Source organism: Candidatus Glassbacteria bacterium (assembly GCA_019456185.1).
GTDB lineage: Bacteria > Gemmatimonadota > Glassbacteria > GWA2-58-10 > GWA2-58-10 > JAJRTS01.
On the sequence record VRUH01000044.1, the window covers coordinates 32,073 to 33,547 of the forward strand.

At 64.8% G+C, this 1,475-nt stretch carries 1 protein-coding gene and 1 pseudogene (1 of these 2 only partly in view); both read right to left on the bottom strand.

Features of this window, described 5'->3' with window-relative positions:
- Positions 1-463 (bottom strand): annotated as a pseudogene (locus FVQ81_13880) (hypothetical protein) (it extends 89 nt beyond the left edge of the window).
- Positions 464-465: 2 nt separating this feature from the next.
- Positions 466-1,475 (bottom strand): N-acetyl-gamma-glutamyl-phosphate reductase (locus FVQ81_13885; GenBank protein ID MBW7997638.1); only part of this gene is annotated, 1,010 nt, incomplete at its 5' end.

Below are 1,475 nucleotides of genomic sequence, written 5' to 3' on the forward strand. Positions count from 1 at the left end.
CTTCCTTGTCCTGGCTCACCGGGCTGATTACCGGGACCCAGCCGTTGGCCACCAGGTTGTCGATAGCGCCCTTGTTGATCATCGTCGCCTCGCCCACGTGGCCCAGGTCGACCCCCCCGGCCTCCAGCTTGACCGCCCGCACCAGGCTCATGTCCCGTCCCGAGAGGCCCACCGAACGTACGCCGTAGGTTTCCAGCACACCGACAATCCGTTTGTTGACCAGCCCGCTGAGCGCCATCTCCACCGCCTCGATCGCGGTGTCGCCGGTAATGCGCAGGCCGCCGTGGAACTCGGATTTCACGCCCATGATATCCAGCAGCCGGGTGATATCCTTACCTCCTCCATGGACAATCACCGGCCGGGGCCGCATCCCGCCGACCAGGCCGGCCAGATGTTTGAGGAACTTGGGGCTGTCCACTTCGCCGCCACCGACCTTGAGCACTGTTTTGCGCCGCTCAGGCATTGTTAAATCCTCCCGCTGCCGGCGTCCAGACCGGCTGTCTCTCCGATGCCGAACACCAGGTTGAAATTCTGCACCGCCGCCCCGGCGGCCCCCTTGACCAGGTTGTCTATCGCGGCTGTTATCAGCACCAGTTCCGTGCCGGCCACCTCGTGTACACCGAGCACGCAACGGTTGTTGTACCGCACGTATCCGAGCTGCGCGGCCCGTCCTCCGCCCAGCACGCTGACAAACGGTTCCTCGGCATAATAACCATCCAGCAGCTCCGCCACCTCCGCTGCGCTCCGTCCCGTGCCCGACAGGTAGATTGTCGAGAGGATTCCCCGGTTGAACGGAGCGAGCTGGGGCGTGAACGCCACTTTCACCTCGCGGCCGGCCAGCGACCCCAGGACCGTTTCCATCTCGCCCACGTGACGATGGGTGCGGCCGAGATTATAGGGCAAAATCTCTTCGTTGACCTCCACGTAATGGGTGGCCAGACTCGCCTTGCGGCCCGCGCCTGTCACCCCGCTCTTGGAGTCGACGATCACTGTCGCGGCTTCGGCCAGCCAGCCCTCGGCCGCCAGCGGCCCCACGGCCAGCAGCACGGTGGTGGGATAGCAGCCCGGGTTACCGACAATCCCCGCCTTGACTATCTCCCCGCGGAACAGCTCCGGCAGGCCGTAGGCGCTCTCGCAGAGCAGCTCGGGAACAAGGTGGTCAGTGTCGTACCACTGACGGTAGTCGGCCGGGTCGCGGAAGCGGAAATCCGCGCTGAGGTCGATCACTTTCAATCCCCGGCGGTAGACCTGTCCGACAGTCTCCATCGCCGTGGTGTGCGGCAGGCAGGTAAAAACCGCGTCCACATCCGAGGGGTCGGCGTCCGCGGCCGGGATCAGTTTCAGCTCGATTCCGCAGGGGAAAACGTCGCCGAGCGTCTTACCGGCGTAAGTCTCGCTGGTGGCGAAAGCGATTTCCACTTCCGGGTGGCCCAGCAGGATCCTGACCAGTTCCAGGCCCGTGTAGCCGCTGGTCC